This window comes from Chryseobacterium vrystaatense, from assembly GCF_000737765.1.
GTDB lineage: Bacteria > Bacteroidota > Bacteroidia > Flavobacteriales > Weeksellaceae > Chryseobacterium > Chryseobacterium vrystaatense.
Map to the genome: position 1 here is coordinate 1034099 of NZ_JPRI01000001.1, position 24374 is coordinate 1058472.

Here is a 24374-nt window from a genome sequence, read left to right on the forward strand (position 1 = left end):
AAAAAACATAATTCGTTACTATTTTTCTTAATAACAAATTATGTTTTTTTCATATGATTTCTAATCTTTTAAAATTATTCTTTTTCCCAATGTGCTTCAGTTCCTTGAGGAGCTGCTCCTCCCTGAGCCTGCGTCACTGGTGTCTGTTCCTGATTGATGTGATATACATACGCTGCAATCTTCTCAATCTCTGCTCCGGAAACTTCGCCGTTTTTACCGAATGCTCTCATCGCAGGGTTAGTAGGAGAACCATTCCAGTCCATATGGAAAACCGTTTTGAATAAAGTTTTCTCAGGCTGGTTGATCCAGTAGTTATCCGTAAGGTTTGGACCAATACCTCCACTACCGTCTTCTTTATGACAAGATGCACAGTTAGTCTTGAACAGCTCTTTTCCTTCAGCGATATTGTCAGCAGAATATTTTGCTGTTTCAATCGTTACAGGAGGCTGATTTTTTTCATAATCTGCAATACTCGCCATCTGTTCTTTATACTCCTGCTCATATTCGGTCAGCGGGTGTGCGAAATCTGTGAACGCAAAAGCTGCGATATATATAATACAAAAAGCAGTCCCAAAATAGAATAACCCTACCCACCATTTTGGAAGTTGATTATCCAATTCCATAATCCCATCGAAACCATGGTCAATAAGAATATCTTTTTCTTCTGTGGCAGACTGTTTTTTGAATGCACTGTCATACATTCTTCTTAGGAAAGGAATCTTCTTTTCCGTTAAGTAAGCTGCTTTTTCTTCCGGAGATAATTTTTTGAATTTATTGTTTTCAATCAAATCTCCAATAGCACTGTGGATGTATGCCAAAATAGCACTGATCACCACAGTTCCCCAGAAGTAAGGTGAAGCTAGGAACGAGTAGCTCTGTACAAACAAATAATAAAAAACTATTAGAAGTCCAGTTATTATTAAGATGTTTACAACAACAGGTGTTCTTTGTTTCATAATAAATAGTTTAATTTTTTAAATTAAAATCGTCTTCATCATCTCCCAGAGGTGCCTCTTCTTCTTCCTTGTAATATTTCTTAGGCCTGCTAAATACATATATTATTAGGGCGACGAAGAACATCATAAAGAATATCAGCGCCAATGTTTGATACAAGCCTGCGTTTTCAGTATTGGATAATATATCTTTAAAGTTCTGAGGAATCATGTGAACCTTTTAATGTTTAGTTAGTACTTGCTGTTTTTATTTCTGTAGTCTTGATATCCGTTCCTAATCTCTGAAGATAAGAAATAAGAGCTACAATCTCTTTTTTCTCCAATTCTCCCTGAGGTCTCTTCGCATAAGCCTGTTTAAGGTCATTTGCTTCAGAGAAGATATCTTTTACAATTTTCGTTGCCTGGTTGTCTGCCCATGCGTTGGCAGAATCTATTTCAGCTTTGCTATAAGGAACGTCAAATGCGTTCTTCATCAGCTTCATTTTGTCTACCATTTTAGATCTGTCTAAGTTAGTAGCAATTAACCAAGGGTAACGAGGCATGATAGAACCTGCAGATGTAGATCTAGGGTTATACATGTGCTTGTAATGCCAAGAACTTGGGTTTTTACCACCTTCTCTATGTAAATCCGGTCCGGTTCTCTTAGATCCCCATAAGAATGGTCTGTCATAGATGAACTCTCCCGCTTTAGAATATTGTCCGTTTTTACCGTTGAATCTCGTAATCTCATCCCTGAACGGTCTGATCATTTGAGAGTGACATGCGTTACATCCTTCACGGATATAAAGATCTCTACCTTCCAGCTCCAAAGGAGAATAAGGTTTTACAGCTGAAATTGTAGGTACACTCTTGTCAAGAGACAGAGTAGGAACAATCTCAATAATACTTCCTATTGATATCGTGAAGAAAGATAGGATACCTAATAATACAGGCATTCTTTCTAACCAAAGGTGAGTTCCCTCTCCTTCTTTACGTTTTTTACCGATATTGGCTAATGCAGGAGCTTCTGCAGGAACTTCTTTTTGGAAAGATCCTTTTCTTACAGTAGCAATAACGTTAATGATCATTAAAGTTGCTCCTGAGATGTAGAAGAATCCTCCTAAGAATCTCATTTTAAAGTAAGGAATAATTGCTGTTACAGTATCCAACCAGTTTTTCCACAATAGGGTTCCATCCGGGTTGAATTGTTTCCACATTAATCCTTGAGTAAATCCTGAGATATACATCGGAACTGCATAGAAAATAATTCCTAAAGTACCTAACCAGAAATGCCAGTTAGCCAATTTTACAGACCATATTTTTGTTCTCCACATGATTGGTACCAGGTAATAGATAACCCCGAATGCCATGAAACCATTCCATCCAAGAGCTCCTAAATGTACGTGACCGATAACCCAGTCAGTAAAGTGTCCAATCTTGTTAATATTTTTTGTTGCTAAAAGCGGTCCTTCAAAGGTTGCCATACCATAACAGGTAACAGCTACCACGAAGAATTTAAGAATAGGATTTTCCCTTACTTTGTCCCATGCCCCTCTTAAAGTTAAGAGACCATTAAGCATTCCCCCCCAAGATGGAGCGATAAGCATAATAGAGAATCCTGTAGATACTGCCTGAACCCATGCTGGAAGTGCTGTATACTGTAGGTGGTGAGGACCAGCCCAGATGTATACAAAAATTAGTGACCAGAAGTGAATAATAGACAGTTTATAAGAGAAAACCGGTCTGTCAGCTGCTTTTGGCAAGAAGTAATACATCAAACCTAAAACAGGTGTTGTAAGGATAAATGCTACGGCATTGTGCCCGTACCACCACTGTACGATTGCATCTTTTACTCCAGCGTATGCTGAATATGATTTCCATCCTGTAAAGGATAACGGAACTTCTAAGTTGTTAAAAATGTGAAGCATTGCTACAGCAATCCAGGTACCGATATAGAACCAGATGGCTACATAAAGGTGTCTTACCCTTCTCTTAGCAATGGTTAGGAACATGTTGGCCCCAAAAATGATCCACGAGAAAGCAATTAGTATATCGATTGGCCATTCGTGTTCAGCATATTCTTTTGAAGTATTGATCCCCATAAAGAATGTAATGAACGTAGCAACAATCATAAACTGCCAAGTCCAGAAATGTAACCATGATAATGTATCACTGTACATTCTTGTTTTTAATAATCTTTGTAAAGAATAATAAACACCCGTGTAAACGATATTACATACGAATGCAAAGATTACTGTATTGGTGTGCAACATTCTGATTCTACCAAAACCAAATGCACCATGAGTATTTATCAGCCCTTGAATATTACCACTTTTTAAACTTTGAATGGTAGTATCATCAGTACCAAATAAAAATTCAGGAAGCTCAGGGTAGAAAAGCATTAATGCCGCTGTAAGTCCGAACAAAAACCCTATAAACCCAAAAACTATGGTCGCATAAAGGAATGCCCGAACAATACTGTTGTCATAACTAAACTTTTGTGTCTCCATATCAACTATTCACTTTTTTCTTCAATTTTATTATTTTCTCCTATTTCTTTCTCGTCTTTTTTGTTGCCATTATTCTCTTTTTCCTTGATTTCACCAGAGTCAAAAAGAATCCTCACAGCTGGAGATTCATCATCTTCAAACTGCCCTTTTTTGGCGTTGACTATAAAAATAATCAAGAAAACTGCAGCTAAAGAAGCACTGCATAAGATCATTAAATATAGAATATCCATTTGACAACAAAATTAACCTATTTTCGGGGTTCAAATTTAGTGAAAAATAATGACATTCATCACGAAATACCGATTCTTGCTAATTTAAAATCAGTCTAAATAAGGGCTTTTAAGCCGCTTTTTTAAAGTATTTTCTTCCCAGGATCCAGGTTGAAATTGTAGTAAAGGTAACTACTGTTATAGAGCTTATTGGCATGATTATCGCTGCGAAAAGCGGATCCATATGGCCTGTTACTGCATAACTCAAACCTACAATGTTGTATAGAAAGCTAATTATGAATGTCATTTTCACAATAGTAATCGAACCCTTGGCAACGTTCAGGTACTTGTCAAGGTCTACTACTTTGTCCCCATTCATGATCACGTCTGAAGAAGGGGTGAAGCTATTCGTGTCATCAGAAATTGCGATTCCCACATTGCTTTGTTTTAATGCTCCTGCATCATTTAAGCCATCTCCCAACATGGCTACTTTAGAATTGTTATCCTGTAATGCTTTAATGTAATTCAGTTTGTCTTCAGGACTTTGATTGAAAGCCATGGCCTGGCAATTGGGAATGATATCTTTTAGCTGGTTTTCTTCAGAAGAGTTGTCTCCGCTGAGAATGTAGATCTTATAGTTTGTAAGGGTTTTAAACAGGTTTTTAAGATGTTCTCTGTATTCGTTTTTGAAAATGAACTTACCAATGAATTCATCATTCTTGCTGATGTAAACTGCGGTTTCCAGGTTTTTAGATTCCTGATTGTTGTATTTTGCAGATCCTATTTTATAGATGTTGCCTCTGATATGAGCTTCGTAGCCTTTTCCTGAGATTTCCTGAAAATGTTCAACCGTAAAATAATCATCGTTTACTTCAATAAATTCATATAAAGATTTTGAAAGTGGGTGATTAGAGTTTTTCAGCAATGTCTTGATATTCAGTAAATCAAATTCTGAAATCTCCAAGCCGTCATATTTAATGTTGGTCTTTTTTCTATGAGTAATGGTTCCTGTTTTGTCAAAAACAAGAGTGTCGATCTTTGCTATTTTTTCAATCGTCAGTGTATCCTTTACGTAAAATTTATTTCTGCCGAGGATTCTCATAATATGTCCGAATGTAAATGGTGCAGAAAGAGCAAGTGCACAAGGACAGGCAATGATCAGGATGGCAGAAACAACCTGGAACATTTTTTCCATATCTATGAATGACCAGTAGATTCCCGAAACCAGAGTGATGCCCAAAATGATGAAAGTAAAGTATTTACTTATATTGTTGGTTAATGTATCAAGCCCTGTTTCATATTTCTTGAAAGCCTCTTTATTCCATAGCTGAGTTAAATAGCTCTGATCTACATTTTTTATAACTTCAAGTTCAAGAGAAGAACCAATCTGTTTTCCGCCTGCGAAAATTTTATCTCCCGGCTGTTTGCTTATACTTTCGCTTTCTCCGGTAATGAAACTGTTGTCAATATTACCTTCTCCGTTAATTAAAATGGCATCTACTGGAATTAATTCTTGGTTTCTAACCAAAATTCGATCTCCTACTTTGATTTCAGACAGTAAAATGTTTTGTTGTTTGCCATTGAAATCAACCTTGGTAACAGCAATGGGGTAGAATGATTTATAATCACGGTCGTAGGAAAGTGCACTGTAGGTTCTTTTTTGGAAAATTTTACCTAAAAGCATAAAGAATAACAGACCACATAAGGTGTCAAAATAACCCGGACCATAATCTGTAATGACCTCGTAGGCACTCCTTCCGAAAAGCACGAAAATACCTAAAACGATCGGAACATCAATGTTGACAATTTTGTTTTTCAATCCATACCAGGCGGATTTATAATAATCTGAAGCTGAATAGAAAACAACAGGAATAGCAAGAAGGAAGGTTAAGCTTCTAAATAGCCCTTTGTAGTGTTCCATCCAGAAATCCTGACCTCCTATATATTCGGGGAATGCCAGAAACATCCCGTTACCAAATGCAAATCCTGCGATAGCAAGTTTGATGAGGAGTGATTTGTCGAGATGATCTACATTTTTATCGGCTGTTTCCAGATTGATGACCGGTTTGTATCCAAGATTATTTAAAAATTTAGCTAGTTCGCTTAATTTTAGATTGTTATGGTTGAATGAAACCTGTAGCGTTTTTCTCGTGAAATTAACCTGAGAATATTTAATATCTTCGTTAAGGGTGTGAAGACTCTCCAATAGCCAGATGCATGAAGAACAGTGTATTACGGGGATTTTGAAAGTGACAAGACTGGTGCTTCCTTCAGAGAAATCAGTTACTTTTTCGAAGATTTCCGGAGTGTCCAGATAATCATACTGAGTAGAACTCTCATCACTTGGCCGAATTCCGGCCCTTTTATTAAGTTCGTAGAAATTAGCTAAGTTGTTGATATTTAGAATTTCGTAGACAGACTTGCATCCGTTGCAACAGAAAGTCTTTTCATCAAACAAAATTCTCTCTTTTTCTATACCTTGACCACAATGAAAACAGTTCTCGCTCACCTCATAATATATTGAACTACAAAATTATAACAATTTTTTTTGTTTATCGCGTTAAAAAGTTCTATTTTTGTGATAAATGTCATATAAAATGTCGCAGGAACAACAGATTGCAATTGAAGAGAGGTTCGCCAGAGTTTTTAATGATAAATCATTTAAGGAAAGACTTTCTAGCACTGATTTTGAAAAGTATATTAACGGCAAGAAAAAATTAAGTTTTCAAAAACATGACACGATTTTTGAAGATGGAGAAACACCAAAAGGAGTGTTTGTTTTAGAAAAAGGAGCTGCTAAACTGTCAAAATCCGGAGCTTTTGGAAAAGACCAGATCTTAAGATTTATCAAAGAGGGGGACATCATTGGCTATCGTTCATTGCTTTGCGGGGAGAATTTCCAGGCAAAAGCAGAGGCTATGACAGACATTGAATGTATTTTCCTTCCTGCAGATATTTTCATGTATCTTCTGGAAGTAGATCCACAGCTTTCTTTTGCAATGCTTCAAAAAATCTCTTATGAATTAGGAGAGTCGTCCAACACCATCACTTTCCTTGCACAGAAAACAGTAAGAGAAAGACTGGCAGAAATTCTGATCCTCCTTGAGCAGAAACTCGGTGTAGATCCCGAAGGCTTCATCAAAATCTCTTTAACAAGAGAGGAGATTGCCAATATTATAGGAACTGCTACAGAAAGTGCCATCCGTTTGATCTCTGAATTCAAACAGGACAGTCTCATAGAAGTAGACGGAAGAAATATCAAAATTCTGAACCACGACAAACTCATGAAACTAGGTCACGTAGTTTTATAAAAATCATACAAAAACTTAAGTCGGCGAAAGCCGACTTTTTAACTTTTAAAAAATAGATAAATTATGTCTGTTCACTCTGAAATAAAAAAAGTTACGACTGAAACCTTGCGAAAAATGAAATTCGACAAGGAAAAAATAACAATGCTTACTGCTTACGATTTTACCACTGCAAAGATGGTAGATGCAGGAGGAGTAGACGCTATTTTGATAGGAGATTCTGCAGCCAATGTGATGGCTGGTTTTGAAACAACTTTACCGATTACCTTAGATCAGATGATTTATCATGCTCAAAGTGTTGTTCGTGGAGTAGACAGAGCGCTTGTAGTAGCCGATCTTCCTTTTGGAACTTACCAGAGTAATCCAGAGAAAGCATTGGAGTCTGCGGTAAGAATGATGAAAGAAGGAGGTGCTCATGCCGTGAAAATCGAAGGAGGAAAAGAAATCTCAAAATCTATAAAGAAAATCATCAATGCAGGAATTCCTGTAATGGGACATTTAGGATTGACCCCACAGTCGATCTATAAATTCGGAACCTATAAAGTAAGAGCAAAAGAAGAAGCCGAAGCTGAAAAATTAATAGCTGATGCTCAGCTTTTAGAAGAATTAGGATGCTTTGCTATTGTTTTAGAGAAAATTCCTGCTGATCTTGCTAAAAAAGTAACAGAGGCTATTTCAATTCCAACAATAGGAATCGGAGCCGGTTCTGACTGTGACGGACAGGTTCTTGTATATCACGATATGGTAGGAATGAACAAAGGCTTCAGTCCGAAGTTCCTCAGAAGATATCTTGATCTGTATACAGAAATTACCGGAGCAGTTGCCCAGTATGTGAAAGATGTGAAAAGTGTTGAGTTTCCTAATGAAAATGAAAGCTACTAATTGATGAAAAACCAACAGTCTATTCAGGGAATTTTATCAATCGCAGCACTGATCTGTCTTGGAGCAGGGTGGCTTAATTTATTTTCTCCGGAAATCAATCATTTGCTTTCCAGAAAGATTTTTTACTACCTGATCGGAGCCAGTTTTATAGTTCAGGCACCTGCGCTTACCAATAAAAACTTCACATACGCCATGTACGCAGCAGCTTTGTTATGTGTAGTGGGAGCTTCTTTGCCGGAAGAATCTAAACTTTCAGTGCTTAAAACAATCGGCCTTCTTGGAGGAATAGCCATTTCTTTTACCAACAGACCAAGACGTTCATAAGATATGCAGGAGCAGATTGTATATGAAGACAACCATCTTTTGGTGGTTAACAAAAAAGTAGGACAGCTTGTTCAGGGCGATAAAACCGGTGATGAATCATTGCTGGAGTCCATTAAGAATTTTATAAAGAAAAGAGATGACAAACCGGGAAATGTTTTTCTCGGTTTGGTTCATCGTATAGACCGCCCAACTTCGGGTCTGGTTATCTATGCAAAAACGTCCAAGGCACTTTCCCGTCTTACACAGATGGTAAAAAACAGAGAGGTCAAAAAAACCTATTGGGCTGTTGTCGGAAAAGAAATGATTCCTCAGAGCCAACGTCTTGTTCACTATTTAAAGAAGAATGAAAAGAATAATAAAGCGAGTGTCTTTACAAAAGTAACAGAAGGAGCAAAAGAATCAATTCTCACATATCATGTTATCAAGACATTAGATAATTATATGCTTCTTGAAATCGATTTGGAAACCGGAAGACACCATCAGATCCGTGCGCAGCTTTCCAAAACAGGAATTCCAATCAAGGGAGATCTTAAATATGGGGCTCCGCGCTCAAACCCGGACGGTGGAATTAACCTTCACGCTAGAAAACTTGAATTTATTCATCCTGTCACTAAAGAAAATGTAGAAATTACAGCTCCCGTTCCGCAGAACGATGCTATTTGGAGAGCATGTGAAGAATAAATGCATCGGATTAAGAAATAATTCAGAAAGATATAAGACCATTTCAATGTTGAGATGGTCTTTTTATTTCAGAAAAATAAAATTTTGTCCCTTCTGAAAAAAATACCTACCTTCGTCGCAACTTTAGGGGTGTCTGTAGACATACAGACTGAGACTTTACCCTTTGAACCTGATCTGGATTATACCAGCGTAGGGAAAAGTAAATGACTTTTGCTGTACATTCTACTGTACAATAATAGCCATTCCTAAAGTATATTTTTATAATAATTAGGAATGGAAATTACAATCAACCACACAACGAAAACATTTGAAGTACTTCCTGATAATCTGGAGGCACTCATGGCTATGGAAATACCCGGAAAGAAAAAGGGGATTGCCGTAGCCCTCAACAATCGTATTATTCCACTGTCCGCCTGGGCAGAAACCCTTCTTAAAGACAAAGATTCAGTGTTAATCATTACTGCCACTCAAGGCGGATAATTCTCATTTAATAAAACAAAAACTTATGGCTCATTCAATCACATGTTCGCCATTTCCGAACGCCAAAAAAATTTATGTTGAAGGAAAAATACATCCTATCAGTGTGGCGATGCGTGAAATACATCTCAGCCCTACAAAGCTTACGAACGGTAAACTAGAAGACAATCCTCCTGTGACGATCTATGATACTTCGGGGCCTTATACCGATGAAAATGCGTCAATCGACATTATGAAGGGGCTTCCAAGGATCCGTGAAGAATGGATCCTGAACCGGAAGGATGTAGATATCCTGAACGGAATCACTTCTGAATACGGAAAGGCACGCCTTGCAGATCCACGTCTTGACGAATTACGTTTTGCATACGATCATAAACCGAAAGTAGCCAAAGAAGGAATGGAGCTTACACAACTCTATTACGCAAAACAGGGAATCATCACTCCAGAAATGGAATATGTGGCAATCAGGGAAAATCAAAAAATAGAACAGTTGGAAACTGTTTCTGAAGAAATGGCATTTCAGCACCCGGGGCACAGTTTTGGAGCCAATACTCCCAAAGGTAAAATCAGTCCCGGGTTTGTAAGAGATGAAATCGCTGCCGGAAGAGCAATCATTCCGAACAACATCAATCACCCGGAAAGTGAGCCCATGATCATCGGGCGTAATTTTTTGGTTAAAATCAATGCCAATATCGGAAACAGTGCCGTTTCATCCAGTATTGAAGAAGAAGTAGAGAAAGCAGTCTGGGCCTGCCGTTGGGGTGCAGACACCATTATGGATCTTTCCACAGGGAAAAATATTCACGAAACCAGAGAATGGATCATCAGAAACAGCCCGGTCCCTATCGGGACGGTTCCCATTTATCAGGCACTGGAGAAGGTGAAAGGCGTGCCGGAAGATCTTACATGGGAAGTTTTTAAAGATACATTAATCGAGCAGGCAGAACAGGGAGTTTCTTATTTTACCATTCATGCCGGAGTATTATTAAGATACATTCATCTGACAGCAAAAAGAGTGACGGGAATTGTCTCTAGAGGTGGTTCCATCATGGCAAAATGGTGTCTTTATCATCATAAAGAAAACTTTCTGTACACCCATTTTGAAGAGATCTGTGAAATCATGAAGAAGTATGACGTGGCATTCTCACTTGGAGACGGTCTTCGCCCCGGATCTATTGCAGATGCCAATGATGCAGCTCAGTTTGCGGAACTCGAAACGTTAGGTGAACTCACCAAGATCGCATGGAAACATAACGTACAGGTAATGATCGAAGGTCCAGGTCATGTACCCATGCATATGATCAAAGAAAATATGGAGAAGCAATTGGAGGTTTGTCAGGAGGCTCCTTTTTATACTTTAGGTCCTTTGACAACGGATATTGCGCCAGGTTACGACCATATTACTTCGGGAATAGGAGCGGCAATGATCGGCTGGTTCGGATGTGCGATGCTATGCTATGTAACCCCGAAAGAGCATTTGGGCCTTCCCAACAAAGAAGATGTAAAAGTTGGAGTGATTACTTACAAACTTGCTGCCCATGCTGCAGATCTTGCAAAAGGCCATCCGGGAGCTCAGTACAGGGACAATGCATTAAGCAAAGCCAGATTTGAATTCAGGTGGGAAGATCAGTTCAATCTGTCATTGGATCCGGATACAGCAAGAGCTTATCATGACGAAACATTGCCGGCAGATGGGGCTAAAATAGCTCATTTCTGTTCTATGTGCGGTCCTAAATTCTGTTCCATGAAAATTACCCAGGAAATCCGTGATTCTGCTGAAAAAGGAATGCTGGATAAATCGCTGGAATTTATTGAAAAAGGAAAAGAAATTTATATATGATCCTTGTGATCACTCCTGAAAAGGCCGTCCAAAAAGAGACAGAAATAATTAATCAGCTGTTTCACGAAGGTTTGGATCTGCTTCACATCAGGAAGCCTATGATGAGCCGGGAAGAAATAGAAAATTTTGTGTACGGTATTCACAAGGAGTTTTATCCTCAGTTGGTACTGCACGGAAATGATGATCAGGGTAAGGGTCATCATATTTCCCGGTTTCATTTTAGCGAAGCAAACCGATTGAAGGGAGATCATAAAGCTTGTGCTGGAGGCAATATTATCTCAACATCAGTGCATGATATCCAAGTTTTTAATGCTTTGGGGAAGGAGTGGGAATATGCATTCATCAGTCCTGTTTTTCCAAGTATTTCAAAAAAAGGGTATGGTGAAAAGTCGACTGTTTTGGAAGATATCAAATACAGAAATAATCATGATGTACAATTGATTGCTTTAGGAGGGATTAATGAACATAATATCAGTAAGGTTTTTGCAAATGGGGCAGACGGAGCAGCGCTTTTGGGAGCTGTCTGGGAAAGTGATGAACCTGTTGATACATTCAGAAAGTGCAGACAGAAAGCTATTTTGTCATAGCCTTATTGAGTGGTATAGAGAAAACAGAAAGCATACATCATTCAATTTAATAATGGAAAAATTACAATACATATCACAGGGGCAGACAATGCAGGAACAGGAAATCAATATCCGTACAGCATTGGATAACGGAATACAATGGGTGCAGGTTCGTTGGAAAAATGCTTCAGATAAAGAATTAACTGAGCTCTGTATGGTTTCAAAAAAACTCTGTTCAGAATATCAGGCAGTCTGTATTGTGAACGATCATGTTCAGATTGCAAAAGAAATAGATGCTGATGGTATTCATTTAGGTTTAAATGACTTATCAATTGAGACAGCAAGAGGCATTCTAGGAAATAATAAAATCATAGGAGGAACTTCAAATACATTATCCGATGTGATTCAAAGAATAGAAGAGGACTGTGATTATATTGGCCTTGGACCGTTGAGATTTACCGCAACCAAAGAAAAGCTGAGTCCTGTCTTAGGATTTAAAGGATATGAGAATATGATCAACAGCTTGAAAGAAAAATCAATAGCTATTCCGAAAATTTTCGCCATAGGAGGGGTTTTACTTCAGGATGTAGGACAGCTGCAGCAGATCGGAATATATGGTGTTGCAGTTTCTGGTGAGATTACAAACCGTCCGGCTGCGATCAGTGAATTTAAAAAAGCAATGATATGAATAATAAGAAATTAATAATAGCAGACAGAATATTTGATTCAAGACTGTTTCTGGGAACCGGAAAATTCGGAAACCTAAATGAAATGGCCGCTTCTGTGATCGCTTCAGGAACAGACATGGTGACCATGGCACTGAAAAGAATCGATTCCGGAGCAGAAGAAGACGGATTACTGGATTCTTTAAGGGAAACCCAGGTTCATCTTCTTCCCAATACTTCAGGGGCAAGAACCGCAAAAGAAGCAGTATTGGCAGCCCAGCTTGCCAGAGAAGCGCTGGAAACCAACTGGGTGAAACTGGAAATTCATCCCGATCCGAAATACCTTCTTCCTGATCCCATTGAAACCTTGTATGCAACCGAAGAGCTTGCAAAACTCGGCTTTATTGTAATGCCTTATATCCATGCCGATCCTGTTTTGTGTAAACGTCTTGAAGATGCAGGAACAGCTGTAGTAATGCCTTTGGGAGCGCCGATCGGGACTAATAAAGGTTTGAGAACGTTAGATTTTCTGGAGATTATCATCAGCCAGAGTAATGTTCCTGTTGTGGTAGATGCCGGAATAGGAGCACCTTCGGATGCCGCAAAAGCCATGGAAATGGGAGCTGATGCTGTTCTTGTCAATACCGCAATTGCTGTCGCAAGAAACCCCGTGAATATGGCCTTAGCGTTTAAAGAGGGAGTTGTTGCCGGAAGAAGAGCATTTGAATCAGGATTGGGAGCAATAGCCGATCATGCGGAAGCATCCAGTCCGTTAACATCCTTTTTATTTGAATAACATATCATAAAGATGAACAGCTTTAAAGAGGTTTTTGAGCACTACCAATGGGATGAAATAAAAGCAAGAATCGGAACAGTAACCCGTTCGGATGTTCTGAACAGCCTTCAGAAAAAACAGAAAAACATAAATGATTTTCTGAATCTCCTTTCCCCAGCTGCTGCACAGGAGCTTGAGCTGATGGCAAAAATGACCCGCCAGCTTACTCAGAAACGTTTTGGAAAAACCATACAGCTCTACGCTCCGATGTACCTCAGCAATGAGTGTCAGAATATCTGTACCTATTGTGGCTTCAGTCTCGATAATGAGGTGAGAAGAAAGACACTTTCGGATACAGAAGTCATGATTGAAGCTTCCGTCCTGAAATCGATGGGGGTTAATCATATTCTTCTCGTAAGCGGAGAAGCGAATAAAACAGTTGGGATTTCTTACTTTCTGAATGCCGTTCGTATGCTGAGACCTCACTTTGCCAATATCTCGATTGAAGTGCAGCCTTTGTCAGAAGAAGAATATGTGCAGCTGCATCAGGAAGGTGTTTATTCTGTTTTGGTGTATCAGGAAACCTATCATCAGGAGGTGTATAAAGAATACCATCCCAAAGGAAAAAAATCAAACTTTCATTTCCGTTTGGATACGCCCGACAGAGTAGGAAGGGCCGGAATCCATAAAATTGGACTTGGCGTTCTGCTTGGACTTGAAGACTGGCGTGTAGACAGCTTCTTTAATGCTCTCCACATCGATTATCTGCAGAAACAATACTGGAAAAGCCGGTTTTCTGTTTCCTTTCCAAGACTCAGACCGGCAGAAGGAATTATAGAACCCAACTTTATAATGGAAGATAAAGATCTGCTTCAGCTGATTTGTGCCTATAGGATCTGGAATGAAGATCTGGAAATCTCAATCTCTACAAGAGAAAATGAAAAATTCAGGGATAATATCATATCACTTGGAGCAACATCAATGAGCGCCGCTTCAAAAACAAATCCGGGAGGCTATGCTGTAGATGTTGAATCTCTGGAACAGTTTGAAACCAGCGACGAACGAAGCATGGAGGAAGTAAAAAGAAGTATCAGAAAAGCCGGTTATGATCCGGTGATGAAAGACTGGGATTCAGCATACAGCGGATTTAATTACAGTGACAAATGAAAAGCGAAGATATTTTTGAAAGATACAGCAGACAGATATTCATTGATGAAATAGGCCTGGAAGGTCAGCGAAAAATAATGAATTCCAAAGTACTGGTCATTGGAGCAGGTGGTTTGGGAAGTCCCGTTATTCAATATCTCGCAGCAGCTGGCACAGGAAGTTTGGGAGTTGCTGATTTTGATGAGGTAGAACTTCACAACCTGAACCGCCAAACCATTCACTGTGAAAATACAGTTGGATTTTCTAAGATTAAAAGCGCAGAAGCCTTTGTCAATAACCTTAATCATCATGTGAAATTGATAGGAGTAAATACAAAAATTGACAGCTCGAATGCAGAAGAAATTCTTTCACAATACGACATTATTATAGACGGATCAGATAATTTTACAGCCAGGTATTTGATTAATGATACCTGCGTAAAACTTGCAAAGCCTTTGGTGTATGGAAGTATATTGGGGTTTTCGGGACAGATGGCTGTATTTAATTACAAAGGCAGCAGAAACTTAAGACACCTGTTTCCGGAACCGCCTTCTGATGAAGATATTCCGGACTGTGACAGTCTTGGAGTTTTGGGACCGTTGCCGGGAATAGTAGGGAGTATGATGGCCATGCAGACTTTGAAAATAATTACCGGGCTTCATATAATTCCTGATCAGCTTACGCTTATTGATACTTTGCACTGGAGATTCCAGACTATAGATTTTTAAATTATATTGTTTTAAATAAATGAGGCAACAAAATTACTTTGCTGCCTCGTTTTATGATTGATGATAGAACTATTGCCCTGGCTGCATTACACCGCCTGCGTCTTCTTTTTTTGTACTGTTTAAAATACTTGCATCTTCTTTTGCCAGTTTATTCTTTGTAGGAATTTTGTAGTTGATAGACAATCCGAAATTTCTTGTGTCATATTTGCTTCTCAACACCACAGCATCACCTGTTGGCGGGTTAGAACGCACCTGCATTACCTGTCCGTTGAAGATATCATTAGCGAAAACAGAAAGAGTCAGCTTGTTGTTAAGGAATTTCTTCGTTAAAGTAATATCTACGTTATTGTTAAATGGCTTTTCTGCCGTAAAGTAGAAATAGCCGGCTTTTGGAGTAAGATAACTGTAATTGGCCGTCATTTTTATGCCTTTCGGAAGAATCAACTGAGTCATTACATTAAAAATCCAGAAACCTTTATTGTTGAGGTTGTCAATTTCATGCTTCTGATAACCAGCGTACAAATACATAAAGTTAATTTTGTCCGGATTGAAATCAAACTTCATGATTTCACTGATCGGCTTGCTGAAAATCATAAATGGAACAGGTAATCCTACATTGAAGTTATGAATTTTCATACTCGAAATATTCACCTGCTGATTATAAAGGTTTTTGCCATCCTTCATAATGATCTGTGCTACCTGGTCCTTTGCAGAACTTACACTGTATCCGATAAATGCATAATCAAAAGCAGATATCTTTACTTCGTAATTATCAAAGATTGTAGGCTGAAGATCCGGGTTACCATTGACTTGCGTGTTAGGCCCAGAGAACGTTACGTTATTCGGGTTCAGGGCAGAGATGCTTGGTAAACTGATTTTTTTATTATAGTTTGCCGCAATATATACCTGATTCATCAGGTTATACTGTACACTGGCATTGGGGAAAATTTTAAACTTATTGAACGTTTTCAGATCTTTTTGTACGATGATATTAGAACTGTCCTTTCTTGCTATTCCGGATATATCATAATTTTCAGCACGTGCTCCTAATGTGAAATCGAATTTTTTCAGTTTAGCCTGAAACTCAAGATAGGTAGAAGCAGTCTGTCTCTGATATTCAAGGTTTTTAAGTCCTTTACTTTCTGTCTCAAAATCCTGTCTTTCGTACAATCCGCCTGCACTTACTTTTCCACCGTCAAGAAGCTTAATAGGCTGTGAATAATCCACCTTCAAATTGGCGACTTTCATATCCGATTTATTGTTAAGGATATCATTGGCACCGGGGTTATCGAATGGCTGGAGAGGATCTGTATAAAATCCTTTCTGGAAAAAATTATCCTGAACAAACTCGCTGTCAGATTTTGTAAATCCAAACTGGAGATCCAGTTTTTGAGACTTGTCACTGAAACGTTTTTGATAGGTAACAACGGCTTCCTGACGTAGATTATTGGTTCGGGCAGCATCAAAAGCGTTAAAATCTGCTTCTCTGTATTTATCTTTTTCTTTATCAAAAATTACTGCCAGACCATTACTCAATGTGTAATTGTCATTATTATTATGATAGATATCGTAGTTAAGCAATAATCTGTCATCGCCCAGATCAAAAGTCACTCCCGATTTGGCAAAATATCCGCGACCAATTCTATCTGTGTTGCTGTTCAGTAATACATCCTGCATCGTATTCAGCATGGTTTCGCGATAGTTTTGACCAACATTCAGCTGCCATCCGAATAGTTTATTTCTTGCATTCAGGTTCAGGGAGTTGGTTGTTCTGCTTCTGAATTTGTCATAGTTGGAAAAAGAATAATTCCCCGAGTAAGTAGCCGTTAAATATTTGTTAGCATTTTTATTGGTAATAATATTCATGATTGCTCCTCCTGAAGTGGCTGGATATTCCGCACCCGGTTGGGTAATGACTTCTATTCTGTCAACCGAGTTGGCAGGCATTCCCTCAAGGAAAGAATTTAATTCATTGGAAGTAATATTTAAAGGTCTTCCGTTAAGATAGACATCCAGCATCTTTCCCTGGTACATCATTCCGGCAATATCCGTTGAAACCAGCCCCGGAAGTTTTTTAATACCTTCCAGAACATTACCATTATTAAGCTGTGGCTGTTCAGAAAAATCAAAAATTGTACGGTCTGCTTTCTGTTCAACGGCTTTTTTAGTTTTGGTGATAACTACACCTTCAATTTGCTTTTCTTTCTCCTGCCCACTGCTGCTTTTCTCCTGTGAATATGCGAAAAAAGACCCAAGCAGGGATAAAACTAATATAGTTTTTCTCATAATGTTTTTTTACTACTATCCAGTTAGACGTAAAAAAAAGGAATTTGTTACGCTAAAATTTGCGAAAAGTTAAATTTTTATGCAATTATTTTTTTTATTCCGAAATAATTATATCTTTGCCAGGTAATTATCAAGAATCTCATAGATGGGATAGCAACCTGCAAAAACAAGCAAGGTGCTAAAATAGATAAGCCGGTACATCCGGAAAAAATGTTTATTCTCTATTTTCTCCCCATCTTGACATTTTTGTTTTAAAAAATAAAATCAATGTTTAAAGACAGGGGAAATTACATTTCCAATTTAAATTTTCGTTTCTCAGATCATGAAGTGCTTCTTCATTATTCTGACCTCTTTTCATGCCACTTCTACATGCGCATGTGTTGTTGTTTCTAGACCTTTTTAAAAAATAATATCTCCATTTTGGCTTTTCATGATAACCTTAAATTAAGGTTAGAGGAATACTATTGCCAAAAAACAAATAATCAATCAACAAAAAACAGAAAACACATGCGTAGTTTCGAAAAAAAAACAATCATAGCTTCAGCAGCATTTATTTCAGCATTTTACTTTGGACAGACGGATTCAGCAGCATCAAAAAAGATTGATGATGTGGTCATTCTTGGATCAAGAGGGTCCGGCAGATCCCTTACAGATACTCCGGTTCCTGTAGATATCATTAATATCTCAAAGATCCTAAGGCAAAGTCCTGTCAATAATATAAGCCAGGCACTCAACTATGTGGTGCCGTCATTTTCTTCCACCTCACACACCGTCAATGACGGAACTGACTTTGTGGATCCTGCTCTTCTCAGAGGACTTGGCCCGGATCAGGTCTTAGTCTTACTTAATGGAAAAAGAAGATATCAGTCTTCTCTGATCAATGTGACGCTGACACCGGGAAGAGGTTCAGTAGGAACAGATCTTAATGCAATTCCGGCTTTTGCCTTGGATAAAATAGAGGTATTACGTGACGGGGCTTCAGCTCAGTATGGTTCCGATGCCATTGCAGGGGTCGTTAATTTAGGACTTAAAAGAAGGCTTGGACTTTCCGGGCAGGTATTTTTGGGAGGATATGCTTCTGCCGTTACCAATAATTTTTCCGGTGGAATAGACGGACAGACCATTTCTGCAGATCTTAACTATGGAGCGAAGATCGGTGAAAAAGGCTTCATTAATGTAACGGGATCTGTACAGTACAGAGATCCCTATTCAAGAGCTGGCGTGCGTCAGGGCGATATTTTCAATGCCTATAATGCAATTAATTACAGAGCATTGCAGGATGGAGTCAATATCGATGGATTATATAAGAATATTACCAACACAGCAAATAGCCAGCAAATCATCAATACAGTCAAACAGTATGCATCACAGGTTGATTATTTTTCACCTCTTTTGCAATCACAGATTTCCGGTGCCGGGAGCATTACAGAGTTACAGGGAATATTAGGTAAAGATGTTACTGATCAGGAACTGAAGTACAGAGGTTTGGACCGAAAAGACTTCAGCTTAAGGGCGGGGCAGTCCAAGCTGCAGTCGGGACAGCTTTTTTTTAATTCCGAAATTCCGGTCAGTGAAGACTGGAAAGTGTATTCCTTTGGCGGTTATAGCTATCGTTTGGGAAATGCTGGTGGATTCTACCGTCTTCCTAATACAGAAAGAAATATCAATGCAGTAACTCCCAACGGATACCTGCCGCAAATCGAAGCCAATGTGAACGATTATTCGCTGGCAGGGGGCATCAAAGGTAAATGGAACGGCTGGAATGTAGATTTCAGTAATACGTTTGGGAAGAATGCTTTCAATTTTGGAGTAGTCAATACCTTCAATGCATCTTTGGGTGACAGTTCACCAAGAACCTTTAAAGCAGGAGGATCTGAGTTTTTGCAAAATACGGTTAATCTAGATTTTTCCAAAAAATATGATGTTTTACATGGCCTGAATCTGGCTTTTGGAGGAGAATACCGCCATGAAAATTATAAGGTGAATGCGGGAAATGAAAACTCCTACGTTTCCTATGATATTTATGGGCGTGTTGTAACAGCAGCCACTCCTGATAATGAGTTGGTCACTGATTTTTTTGGTAAAAACAGACCTGCCGGATCACAGGTATTTCCTGGATTCAGTCCCGATAATGCCGTTTCAGGAAGTAGAAACAGTATTGCCGCTTATGCAGATGTTGAGATCGAACCAACCGACTGGTGGCTGGTAGAAGGGGCCGTTCGGTTCGAAAATTATTCAGACTTTGGATCTACCTTTAATTACAAATTGGCAACCAATGTAAAACTGGCTAAGAACTTTAACTGGAGAGGAGCTGTGTCCACAGGGTTCAGGGCTCCTTCTCTTGCACAGATCTATTACAGCTCTACATCTACACTGATCCAACAGGGGCAAACGACACAGGTAGGTACTTTTCGAAATAATTCCGAAGCGGCTCAGGCTTTGGGAATTCCAAAATTAAAACAGGAAACGTCACAATCATACAGCACGGGAATCACCTGGAAAATTCCTGCTTTAAGCCTTGTATTTACAGCAGATGCTTATCTGATAAAGATTAAGGATAGAGTCGTTCTGACGGATTTGTTTTTCCGTCCGGACAAAATTAGTAGTCCAGATGATCAGGTACTGCAGAATGCTTTTGATATTGCAAGAGCGAGTGCTGCAAATTTCTTTGCCAATGCGGTTGACTCACAGACCAAAGGATTGGATATTACCGTTTCTCAAAATACCCGTATTTCGGAAAGAATCTCTTTGGAAAATAATTTTGGACTTAATCTTAATCAGACCAAAAGAGTAGGAGATATTCACGCCTCTCCCAAGCTGGTAAGCCAAATCAACAATTATTTTTCTGAGCCGAACAGAGTGTATTTTGAAGAAGCTGTCCCCCGCATAAAAGCCACTCTTGCCAATACGGTAAAATTTTCAGCGCTGACCGTCTCTCTTAGAAATTCCTATTTTGGAAAAGTGACAGACGCAGATGTTCTGGATGCAAATTTTGACGGAGTAACCGGAAGCAGAGAACATTTTGTTTTAAATGACCGTATTATTACAGACCTTTCTGTAGGTTATGATTTCAATAAGAATATTTCGGCTACCATTGGAAGTAATAATATATTGAATATTCTGCCTTCCAAAAATCCAAATATAAGCTCTTTGACTGCTGATAACCAGTTTGTATATTCCAGACAAGTTTCGCAATATGGAATTGGTGGACGCTTCCTCTTCGCAAGAGTGGAATTTAAGTTTTAAAAGAAGTAAATAAAAAACAAAAAACAGAGACCCGTTCTCTGTTTTTTTGTTTTAATCTAAAGCAGACTATTGTACTCTTTCTTTTTCCTCGAAATTAATATTTTTCTTATTGATTTTCTTCTTACCACTTCCAAAGGTATAATTGACACTTAAACGGAAACTTCTACCATCCCAATAGTTATCCATATGTTGGCTGTTATCTGCAAAATATAGATCTCCACGGTATCTCTGCGCAAACACATTTGTAACTGTTGCATTGATCTGAAGCTTCTTTTCCATGAGTGAGACCTTTAATCCGGAAGTCAGCTCCGGGAACGCATGAAAATAAGAGTTTACATTTTTGTAGGCCAGACTATGACTGTAATTCAGGAAAAATACAAGCGTCTTGTTTTTGTTTAAAGTAAAAGTATTGTTGATGGAATAGCTGAACGCACTGCCTTTCTGCGTTTCTGCCTGAATATTGAATACAGATGAATTTTGAAGTGAAGCATTCATCGAGATGCTGGTTTCCCAAAACTTGAAGAAGGTATCGGTATAAGAAGCATTGAGACCCCAGAAATTATTGTTATAATAGTTGATGGTATGAAGAAAATCCATACTCATATTCTTCTGGAAACCCTTTATTAACGCCAGCCTATATCAACAACTGGCAGTTGGGATATACTTTTAACAGTAAATTCTCAACCAGTGTTTATTATCTAAGAATGAAAAATACATTCGGGCAGCTTTCTTTCATAGACGTACTGTCTCAGGTTTCTGAACTTACGGGAATCAATTTTATGAAAATTGTTGGTGAAAAGAAAAAGTATATTCTCACGACAGCCTATTCGGAGTATGCACTGGAAGGTTACGAGCATAATATTATTGATTATCTTTTGAAGCCCGTTTCTTTTGAACGTTTTTACAAAAGTGCGCTGAAGGCTCAGGAACGTTTCCCGTCTTCAGAAGACAGTATCGACTCTTATTTTTTCGTAAAATCTTCAGGGCAACAGCATAAGATCAATTTCAATGATATTCTTTATGTTGAAAGTATCAAAGATTACGTGAATATCAGAACTTCAAATGAAGAATATATTGTGCTCGATACACTTAAATCTTTGGGAAATCAGCTTTCTGACAAATTTGTCCGGGTTCATAAATCCTTCATAGTTAATCTGGATAAGACCAAAAATATTGGCATAAAGAGAATTATTCTGCTTTCTGAACAGGAAATTCCAATCGGCGAAAGCTACCGAAGTAATCTTCTGAACAAAATCAAATAAAGTAAAATGAAAAGCGGCTTCCTTGGAAGCCGCTTTTCTATGATAAATTAAATCTAACAATTAATTTTCCTGTCTTTTAATCAGGTTCAGAGCAGAACCTGCTTTAAACCAATCAATTTGCTGATCATTATATGTATGATTAGCCATGATGATATCTTTTGTTCCGTCAGCGTGAATGAACTCTAGAGTCAACTGTTTTTCTGGTGCAAATTGATCAAGGTCTAAGAAATTAACCGTATCATCCTCCTGAATCTTGTTGTAATCAGCTTCATTAGCGAAAGTGATTCCCAGCATTCCTTGTTTTTTAAGGTTTGTTTCGTGGATTCTCGCAAATGATTTCACCAATACCGCTTTTACACCAAGATGTCTTGGTTCCATAGCAGCGTGCTCTCTGGAAGAACCTTCACCGTAATTCTGGTCTCCAACAACGATAGTAGGAATTCCGGCGGCTTTATAAGCTCTCTGCACAGCAGGGACTTCACCATATTCACCAGTTATCTCATTTTTAACGTGGTTGGTTTCCATGTTGTAAGCGTTGACAGCTCCAATCAACATGTTATTTGATATATTGTCAAGATGACCTCTATATTTTAACCATGGTCCAGCCATAGAAATGTGGTCAGTGGTACATTTTCCGAAAGCTTTGATCAATACTTTAGCTCCTTCAATATTTTTACCGTCCCAGGCTGGAAACTCTTCCAACAGCTGTAGCCTGTCTGAAGTAGGGCTTACGTTGACAATAACTGAAGAACCATCCTCAGATGGCGCCTGGTATCCATTGTCATCAACAGCGAAACCTTTTGCAGGAAGTTCAGAACCCTTAGGCTCATTTAATTTTACCTGCTCTCCGTTTTCAGCGGTTAAAGTATCAGTAATTGGATTGAAGTCTAATCTTCCTGAAATCGCTACAGCAGCTACCATTTCCGGAGAAGCTACAAACGCATGTGTGTTTGGGTTACCATCAGCTCGTTTTGCAAAGTTTCTGTTGAACGAGTGGATAATAGAATTTTTCTCTCCTTTATCAGCACCTTCTCTGTCCCATTGTCCAATACAAGGTCCACAAGCATTAGTAAAGATCCTTGTGTTTTCGAATTTTCTGAAAGAATTTAAGAAACCGTCTCTTTCTGCTGTAAATTTCACCTGCTCGGAACCAGGGTTGATTCCCAGAATTGCTTTAGGCTTAACTCCTTTTGCCACAGCATCTTCTACAATGGAGGCAGCTCTTGATAAATCTTCATAAGAAGAGTTGGTACAAGAACCAATAAGAGCCCATTCTACCTCTATTGGCCATCCGTTAGCTTCAGCTTTAGCTCTGAATTCAGCTACCGGTGTCGCTAAGTCTGGAGTGAAAGGTCCGTTTAAGTGTGGGGTAAGCTCAGAAAGGTTGATTTCAATTACCTGATCAAAATACTGTTCCGGGTTGGCGTATACTTCAGCATCACCTGTTAAATGTTCTGCAATTTGGTCAGCGGCATCCACTACATCCTGTCTTCCTGTCGCTGCTAAATATCTTCTCATGGAATCATCGTACCCGAAAGTTGAGGTAGTTGCTCCGATTTCAGCACCCATGTTACAGATGGTTCCTTTACCTGTTGCTGAAAGAGATTCTGCTCCTTCTCCGAAATATTCTACGATACATCCCGTTCCACCTTTTACGGTAAGAATTCCTGCTACTTTCAGGATCACATCTTTTGCAGAGGTCCATCCGCTCATTTTACCGGTTAATTTGATCCCGATCAGTTTAGGCATCTTGAGCTCCCAGGCCATTCCTGCCATTACGTCAACTGCATCAGCACCACCTACACCTATGGCTACCATTCCCAAACCTCCTGCATTTACTGTGTGAGAGTCGGTACCGATCATCATACCACCTGGAAAGGCGTAATTTTCCAATACTACCTGGTGGATAATACCAGCTCCCGGTTTCCAGAAGCCAATTCCATATTTATCACAAACAGAACTCAGAAAGTTGAAAACTTCAGAGTTTTTGTTGATACCTTCCTGTAAATCTGATTCAGCACCTACTCTTGCCTGGATCAGGTGATCAGCATGAGCCGTTGAAGGAACAGCTACTTTTGCTTTTCCAGCCTGCATAAATTGTAAAAGCGCCATCTGTGCAGTTGCATCCTGCATGGCGACTCTGTCCGGTGCAAAATCTACGTAAGAGTTTCCTCTTTCATGTGCTGATGTAGCATTACCTTCCCAAAGATGGGTGTAAAGGATTTTTTCTGAAAGTGTAAGAGGTTTTCCCACGATTTGTCTTGCAGCAGCAATCCTTTCCGGGTAACGCTCATATACTTTTTTGATCATATCAATATCAAAAGTCATATCTTAATTTAATTTTTTTCTTCTTTTCAAATAAACTTTTCCGTAATTAATGTCATCATTAAAAGACGGAAAATAGTTTCTGTTACTGCGATCCATCAAATTCCGTTCCTTCGAACTATAAAAAGGATAATTACAATAAATAATCAGGATTTTTTATATCTATTTTATATGTATCAAGTTAAGAAAAAATAAAATTTCTTTTCTGTATT

The 24374-nt window shown here is 38.7% G+C and carries 21 protein-coding genes and 2 riboswitches; of the genes, 13 read left to right on the forward strand and 8 right to left on the reverse strand.

What is annotated here, in order from left to right; all coding sequences use genetic code 11:
- Positions 1-74 precede the first annotated feature (74 nt).
- From IW16_RS04790 to IW16_RS04810, 5 genes are all read right to left on the reverse strand, one after another.
- Positions 75-956, reverse strand: a complete 882-nt coding sequence (locus tag IW16_RS04790; protein WP_034740202.1) for a cbb3-type cytochrome c oxidase N-terminal domain-containing protein — start codon at positions 954-956, stop codon at positions 75-77.
- Positions 957-966: 10 nt separating this feature from the next.
- Entirely contained in the window at positions 967-1164 is a 198-nt protein-coding gene (locus IW16_RS04795; RefSeq protein ID WP_034740204.1) for a cbb3-type cytochrome c oxidase subunit 3, read from the reverse strand.
- A gap of 16 nt (positions 1165-1180) precedes the next feature.
- Positions 1181-3442, reverse strand: coding sequence for a cytochrome-c oxidase, cbb3-type subunit I (gene ccoN, locus IW16_RS04800; RefSeq protein WP_034740207.1), 2262 nt, complete (start codon positions 3440-3442; stop codon positions 1181-1183).
- Positions 3443-3447: 5 nt separating this feature from the next.
- Positions 3448-3672, reverse strand: coding sequence for a cbb3-type cytochrome oxidase assembly protein CcoS (gene ccoS / locus IW16_RS04805; RefSeq protein ID WP_034740209.1), 225 nt, complete (start codon positions 3670-3672; stop codon positions 3448-3450).
- Positions 3673-3781: 109 nt separating this feature from the next.
- On the reverse strand, positions 3782-6160 hold the full coding sequence (locus IW16_RS04810) for a heavy metal translocating P-type ATPase (RefSeq protein ID WP_034740210.1): 2379 nt from the start codon (positions 6158-6160) through the stop codon (positions 3782-3784).
- 88 nt (positions 6161-6248) lie between these two features.
- Between IW16_RS04810 and IW16_RS04815 the strand changes: the two genes are divergently transcribed.
- The 11 genes from IW16_RS04815 to IW16_RS04865 all read left to right on the forward strand — a co-directional run bounded on the left by IW16_RS04815 (position 6249) and on the right by IW16_RS04865 (position 15043).
- Positions 6249-6962, forward strand: coding sequence for a Crp/Fnr family transcriptional regulator (locus IW16_RS04815; RefSeq protein WP_034740212.1), 714 nt, complete (start codon positions 6249-6251; stop codon positions 6960-6962).
- 63 nt (positions 6963-7025) lie between these two features.
- The gene (gene panB / locus IW16_RS04820) at positions 7026-7841 is read left to right on the forward strand and encodes a 3-methyl-2-oxobutanoate hydroxymethyltransferase (protein WP_034740216.1); all 816 of its coding nucleotides are present in this window, start codon (positions 7026-7028) and stop codon (positions 7839-7841) included.
- A gap of 3 nt (positions 7842-7844) precedes the next feature.
- Entirely contained in the window at positions 7845-8165 is a 321-nt protein-coding gene (locus IW16_RS04825) for a hypothetical protein (protein WP_034740218.1), read from the forward strand.
- Between the two features lie 3 nt (positions 8166-8168).
- Positions 8169-8846: an RluA family pseudouridine synthase gene (locus IW16_RS04830; RefSeq protein ID WP_034740222.1), complete on the forward strand. Its 678-nt coding sequence runs from the start codon at positions 8169-8171 to the stop codon at positions 8844-8846.
- A 115-nt stretch (positions 8847-8961) separates the two neighbouring features.
- A riboswitch (TPP riboswitch) is annotated at positions 8962-9059 on the forward strand.
- Positions 9060-9119: 60 nt separating this feature from the next.
- A complete protein-coding gene (gene thiS, locus IW16_RS04835; RefSeq protein WP_034740225.1) occupies positions 9120-9326 on the forward strand; it encodes a sulfur carrier protein ThiS in 207 nt (68 codons plus the stop codon).
- 25 nt (positions 9327-9351) lie between these two features.
- Complete coding sequence (gene thiC / locus IW16_RS04840; RefSeq protein ID WP_034740227.1) at positions 9352-11163, forward strand: phosphomethylpyrimidine synthase ThiC; 1812 nt, start codon at positions 9352-9354, stop codon at positions 11161-11163.
- Positions 11160-11750 carry a thiamine phosphate synthase gene (locus tag IW16_RS04845; protein ID WP_034740229.1) on the forward strand — a complete coding sequence of 197 codons (591 nt, stop codon included), beginning with the start codon at positions 11160-11162 and terminating at the stop codon, positions 11748-11750. The genes thiC and IW16_RS04845 overlap by 4 nt, the downstream gene beginning before the upstream one ends.
- A 52-nt stretch (positions 11751-11802) precedes the next feature.
- Positions 11803-12417 carry a thiamine phosphate synthase gene (gene thiE, locus IW16_RS04850; protein ID WP_034740231.1) on the forward strand — a complete coding sequence of 205 codons (615 nt, stop codon included), beginning with the start codon at positions 11803-11805 and terminating at the stop codon, positions 12415-12417.
- Entirely contained in the window at positions 12414-13190 is a 777-nt protein-coding gene (locus tag IW16_RS04855; RefSeq protein WP_034740233.1) for a thiazole synthase, read from the forward strand. The genes thiE and IW16_RS04855 overlap by 4 nt, the downstream gene beginning before the upstream one ends.
- 12 nt (positions 13191-13202) lie before the next feature.
- Positions 13203-14336, forward strand: coding sequence for a 2-iminoacetate synthase ThiH (thiH, locus tag IW16_RS04860; RefSeq protein WP_034740235.1), 1134 nt, complete (start codon positions 13203-13205; stop codon positions 14334-14336).
- A complete protein-coding gene (locus IW16_RS04865; protein ID WP_034740237.1) occupies positions 14333-15043 on the forward strand; it encodes a HesA/MoeB/ThiF family protein in 711 nt (236 codons plus the stop codon). Before thiH ends, IW16_RS04865 begins: the two co-directional genes overlap by 4 nt.
- Before the next feature lie 69 nt (positions 15044-15112).
- On the opposite strand, the gene IW16_RS04870 is transcribed toward IW16_RS04865, so the two are convergent.
- Positions 15113-17329: an outer membrane beta-barrel protein gene (locus IW16_RS04870; RefSeq protein ID WP_034740239.1), complete on the reverse strand. Its 2217-nt coding sequence runs from the start codon at positions 17327-17329 to the stop codon at positions 15113-15115.
- Positions 17330-17451: 122 nt separating this feature from the next.
- Positions 17452-17550: riboswitch (SAM-I-IV-variant riboswitch) on the forward strand.
- Between the two features lie 286 nt (positions 17551-17836).
- On the opposite strand from IW16_RS04870, the gene IW16_RS04875 reads away from it, so the two are divergent.
- Entirely contained in the window at positions 17837-20575 is a 2739-nt protein-coding gene (locus IW16_RS04875) for a TonB-dependent receptor plug domain-containing protein (protein WP_034740585.1), read from the forward strand.
- Positions 20576-20641: 66 nt separating this feature from the next.
- Here the strand turns inward: IW16_RS04875 and IW16_RS04880 are convergent, their stop codons facing one another.
- Positions 20642-21172, reverse strand: a complete 531-nt coding sequence (locus tag IW16_RS04880) for an outer membrane beta-barrel protein (RefSeq protein WP_034740241.1) — start codon at positions 21170-21172, stop codon at positions 20642-20644.
- A gap of 41 nt (positions 21173-21213) precedes the next feature.
- On the opposite strand from IW16_RS04880, the gene IW16_RS04885 reads away from it, so the two are divergent.
- Positions 21214-21837, forward strand: coding sequence for a LytR/AlgR family response regulator transcription factor (locus tag IW16_RS04885; RefSeq protein ID WP_228376910.1), 624 nt, complete (start codon positions 21214-21216; stop codon positions 21835-21837).
- Positions 21838-21897: 60 nt separating this feature from the next.
- Here the strand turns inward: IW16_RS04885 and IW16_RS04890 are convergent, their stop codons facing one another.
- Positions 21898-24165 (reverse strand): aconitate hydratase, encoded by a 2268-nt coding sequence (locus tag IW16_RS04890; RefSeq protein ID WP_034740244.1) that lies wholly within the window; start codon positions 24163-24165, stop codon positions 21898-21900.
- Positions 24166-24374: the final 209 nt, after the last annotated feature.

Coding starts and splice junctions, on each gene's coding strand:
- IW16_RS04790 (WP_034740202.1), bottom strand. CDS start 956: ATGAAACAAAGAACACCTGTTGTTGTAAACATCTTAATAATAACTGGA.
- IW16_RS04795 (WP_034740204.1), bottom strand. CDS start 1,164: ATGATTCCTCAGAACTTTAAAGATATATTATCCAATACTGAAAACGCA.
- ccoN (WP_034740207.1), bottom strand. CDS start 3,442: ATGGAGACACAAAAGTTTAGTTATGACAACAGTATTGTTCGGGCATTC.
- ccoS (WP_034740209.1), bottom strand. CDS start 3,672: ATGGATATTCTATATTTAATGATCTTATGCAGTGCTTCTTTAGCTGCA.
- IW16_RS04815 (WP_034740212.1), top strand. CDS start 6,249: ATGTCGCAGGAACAACAGATTGCAATTGAAGAGAGGTTCGCCAGAGTT.
- panB (WP_034740216.1), top strand. CDS start 7,026: ATGTCTGTTCACTCTGAAATAAAAAAAGTTACGACTGAAACCTTGCGA.
- IW16_RS04825 (WP_034740218.1), top strand. CDS start 7,845: ATGAAAAACCAACAGTCTATTCAGGGAATTTTATCAATCGCAGCACTG.
- IW16_RS04830 (WP_034740222.1), top strand. CDS start 8,169: ATGCAGGAGCAGATTGTATATGAAGACAACCATCTTTTGGTGGTTAAC.
- thiS (WP_034740225.1), top strand. CDS start 9,120: ATGGAAATTACAATCAACCACACAACGAAAACATTTGAAGTACTTCCT.
- thiC (WP_034740227.1), top strand. CDS start 9,352: ATGGCTCATTCAATCACATGTTCGCCATTTCCGAACGCCAAAAAAATT.
- IW16_RS04845 (WP_034740229.1), top strand. CDS start 11,160: ATGATCCTTGTGATCACTCCTGAAAAGGCCGTCCAAAAAGAGACAGAA.
- thiE (WP_034740231.1), top strand. CDS start 11,803: ATGGAAAAATTACAATACATATCACAGGGGCAGACAATGCAGGAACAG.
- IW16_RS04855 (WP_034740233.1), top strand. CDS start 12,414: ATGAATAATAAGAAATTAATAATAGCAGACAGAATATTTGATTCAAGA.
- thiH (WP_034740235.1), top strand. CDS start 13,203: ATGAACAGCTTTAAAGAGGTTTTTGAGCACTACCAATGGGATGAAATA.
- IW16_RS04865 (WP_034740237.1), top strand. CDS start 14,333: ATGAAAAGCGAAGATATTTTTGAAAGATACAGCAGACAGATATTCATT.
- IW16_RS04870 (WP_034740239.1), bottom strand. CDS start 17,329: ATGAGAAAAACTATATTAGTTTTATCCCTGCTTGGGTCTTTTTTCGCA.
- IW16_RS04875 (WP_034740585.1), top strand. CDS start 17,837: ATGCGTAGTTTCGAAAAAAAAACAATCATAGCTTCAGCAGCATTTATT.
- IW16_RS04880 (WP_034740241.1), bottom strand. CDS start 21,172: ATGGATTTTCTTCATACCATCAACTATTATAACAATAATTTCTGGGGT.
- IW16_RS04890 (WP_034740244.1), bottom strand. CDS start 24,165: ATGACTTTTGATATTGATATGATCAAAAAAGTATATGAGCGTTACCCG.